Annotated in this window: 3 protein-coding genes; all 3 read right to left on the reverse strand. The window is 63.3% G+C overall.

Annotated elements, in window-relative coordinates; translation table 11 throughout:
• Positions 1-425 (reverse strand): 3-isopropylmalate dehydratase small subunit (gene leuD, locus QZ609_RS25525; RefSeq protein WP_295501006.1); only part of this gene is annotated, 425 nt, incomplete at its 3' end.
• A gap of 26 nt (positions 426-451) precedes the next feature.
• Positions 452-1,861: a 3-isopropylmalate dehydratase large subunit gene (gene leuC, locus QZ609_RS25530; protein WP_295501009.1), complete on the reverse strand. Its 1,410-nt coding sequence runs from the start codon at positions 1,859-1,861 to the stop codon at positions 452-454.
• Between the two features lie 215 nt (positions 1,862-2,076).
• On the reverse strand, positions 2,077-3,378 hold the full coding sequence (gltA, locus tag QZ609_RS25535; protein ID WP_295501012.1) for a citrate synthase: 1,302 nt from the start codon (positions 3,376-3,378) through the stop codon (positions 2,077-2,079).
• Positions 3,379-3,412: the final 34 nt, after the last annotated feature.

Raw genomic sequence — 3,412 nt, forward strand, 5'->3', positions numbered from 1 at the left:
GTCTCGTTGAACAGGTGGTCGACCTGCGACTCCGTCAGCACGATCGGCAGCAGGCCGTTCTTGAAGCAGTTGTTGAAGAAGATGTCGGCAAAGCTCGGCGCGATGATGGCGCGGAAGCCGTACTGCTGCAGCGCCCACGGTGCGTGCTCGCGCGAGCTGCCGCAGCCGAAGTTCTTGCGCACCAGCAGAACCGATGCGCCCTGGTAGCGCGGCTGGTTCAGCACGAAATCCGGGTTCAGCGGACGGTTGCTGTTGTCCTGGCCGGGTTCGCCGACGTCCTTGTAGCGCCACTCGTCGAACAGGTTCGGGCCAAAGCCCGTGCGCTTGATCGACTTGAGGAATTGCTTCGGGATGATGGCATCGGTGTCGACGTTCTCGCGGTCGAGCGGGGCCACCAGGCCGGTGTGGATGGTGAATTGTTCCATGATCGCTATGTTCTCCTTCCTGCCGCTCAACCGAGTTTGCGCACGTCGACGAAATGGCCTTCCAGCGCGGCTGCAGCGGCCATCGCCGGGCTCACCAGATGGGTGCGGCCACCCGCGCCCTGACGGCCTTCGAAGTTGCGGTTGGACGTGGACGCGCAGCGCTCGCCCGGTTCCAGCCGGTCGGCGTTCATCGCCAGGCACATCGAGCAGCCCGGCTCGCGCCATTCGAAGCCAGCAGCCTTAAAGATCTTGTCGAGGCCTTCACGCTCGGCCTGCTCCTTCACGAGACCCGAGCCCGGCACCACCATCGCCAGCTTCACGTTGGAAGCAATGCGCTTGCCCAACTTCTGCACGACCCAAGCGGCAGCGCGCATGTCTTCAATACGGCTGTTGGTGCACGAGCCGATGAAGACCTTGTCGATGTTGATGTCGCCGATCGCCACGTTCGGCTGCAGGCCCATGTATTCGAGCGCGCGCTCCATGGCGTTGCGCTTGTTCGGGTCTTTTTCCTTGTCGGGGTCCGGCACGCGGTCTTCGATGCTGACCACCATTTCAGGCGACGTGCCCCAGCTCACCTGCGGGCGGATCTCTTCGGCGCGCAGCTCGACCACGTGGTCGAAATGAGCGCCCGCATCCGAGTGCAGCGTGCGCCAGTAGGTGACGGCCTGCTCCCACTCCACGCCCTGCGGCGCGAACGGACGGCCCTTGATGTATTCAAGCGTGACGTCGTCCACGGCCACCATGCCGGCGCGCGCGCCGCCCTCGATCGCCATGTTGCATACCGTCATGCGCCCTTCCATCGACAGCGCCCGGATGGCCGAGCCGCCGAATTCCATCGCATAGCCCGTGCCGCCCGCCGTGCCGATCTTGCCGATGATGGCCAGCACGATGTCCTTGGCGGTGCAGCCGCGCGGCAGCGTGCCTTCCACCTTCACGAGCATGTTCTTGCTCTTCTTGGCGAGCAGCGTCTGCGTGGCCAGCACGTGTTCGACTTCCGACGTGCCAATGCCGTGCGCCAGCGCGCCGAATGCGCCGTGCGTGCTGGTATGCGAGTCACCGCAGACCACTGTCATGCCCGGCAGCGTCGCGCCCTGCTCCGGCCCGATCACGTGCACGATGCCCTGACGCTTGTCGTTCATCTTGAATTGCGTGATGCCGTAGCTGTCGCAGTTGGCATCGAGCGTGTCGACCTGCAGCTTGGAGACCGGGTCGGCAATGCCGTGCGAGCGGTCGGTGGTCGGCACGTTGTGGTCGGACACGGCCAGGTTGGCGCTCAGGCGCCACACCGGACGCTGCGCCATCTTCAGGCCCTCGAACGCCTGCGGGCTGGTGACCTCGTGCAACAGTTGGCGATCGATGTAGAGCACGGTCGTGCCGTCGTCTTCAGTGTGAACGACGTGATCGTCCCAGAGTTTGTCGTAGAGCGTCTTGGCCATGATGCGATCCGTGCACAGCGCGCCTTGTTTGGGCGGCCGCGCGAGCAGTTTCGTGGGGAGTGATCGATTATGCCACCCGGTGTCGGGCGCACCGGACGTGACTGACGAAAGGGGGTTTCGTCATTTCGCGAAGGCTCGCCCGGCAACGGGCGGGCAACAAAAAACCCCGCCGGTTGCCCGGGCGGGGTTTCGAGTACAGCTTGCTGCCGAGTGGCTTAGCGCTTGTCGATCGCCGGCACTTCGCGCAGGGCGGCGCCGTTGAACAGCTGGCGCGGACGGCCGATCTTGTATTCCGGATCGGTGATCATCTCTTCCCATTGCGCGATCCAGCCCACCGAGCGGGCCAGCGCGAAGATGCAGGTGAACATCGACGACGGGATGCCCAGCGCGCGCTGCACGATGCCCGAGTAGAAGTCGACGTTCGGGTACAGCTTGCGGCTGACGAAGTACTCGTCTTCCAGCGCGATCTTTTCCAGCTCCATGGCGAGCTTGAACAGCGGGTCGTTGTGCAGGCCCAGCTCGTTCAGCACTTCGTGGCAGGTCTCACGCATCAGCTTGGCGCGCGGGTCGTAGTTCTTGTACACGCGGTGACCGAAGCCCATCAGGCGCACGCCGCTGTTCTTGTCCTTGACCTGCTTGATGAACTCGGGAACCTTGTCCACCGAACCGATTTCTTCCAGCATGTTCAGCGCGGCTTCGTTCGCACCACCGTGCGCCGGGCCCCACAGGCAGGCGATACCAGCAGCGATGGCGGCGATCGGGTTCGTGCCCGACGAGCCGGCCAGACGCACCGTCGAGGTCGACGCGTTCTGTTCGTGGTCGGCGTGCAGGATGAAGATGCGGTCCAGAGCGCGCTCCAGCACCGGGTTCACCTTGTAGTCCTCGCACGGCGTGGCGAACATCATGCGCATGAAGTTGCCGGTGTACGACAGATTGTTCTGCGGATAGATCAGCGGCTGGCCGATGTTGTACTTGTAAGCCATGGCCACCAGCGTCGGCAGCTTGGCGATCAGGCGGATCTGCGAGATCTCGCGTTCGCGCGGGTCATTGATGTTGGCAGCATCCGGGTAGAACGCGCTCATCGCGCCGACCAGGCCCGTCAGCACCGCCATCGGGTGGGCGTCACGGCGGAAACCGCGCAGGAAGAACTGCATCTGCTCGTGCACCATGGTGTGATTCGTCACCACATGGTTGAACTCTTCCTTCTGCTTCGCGTTGGGCAGTTCGCCCTTCAGCAGCAGGTAGCAGATTTCCATGAAATCGCACTTGCTGGCCAGATCGTCGATGGCGTAGCCGCGGTACAGCAGCTCACCCTTGTCGCCGTCGATGTAGGTGATCTTGGAATTGCACGACGCGGTCGACATGAAGCCGGGGTCGTACGTGAACTTGCCCGTCTGGCCGTACAGCTTGCGGATGTCGATCACGTCGGGCCCGACCGTGCCCTTGTAGATCGGCAGCTCGACGCTGGGCGAGCCATCGGAAAACGATAGGGTGGCTTTCACTTCGGACGGCGTCATGTCGGTTTCCTTCTCTGCTGTTTATAAAAATGAA

This window comes from uncultured Ralstonia sp. (genome assembly GCA_913056305.1).
GTDB lineage: Bacteria > Pseudomonadota > Gammaproteobacteria > Burkholderiales > Burkholderiaceae > Ralstonia.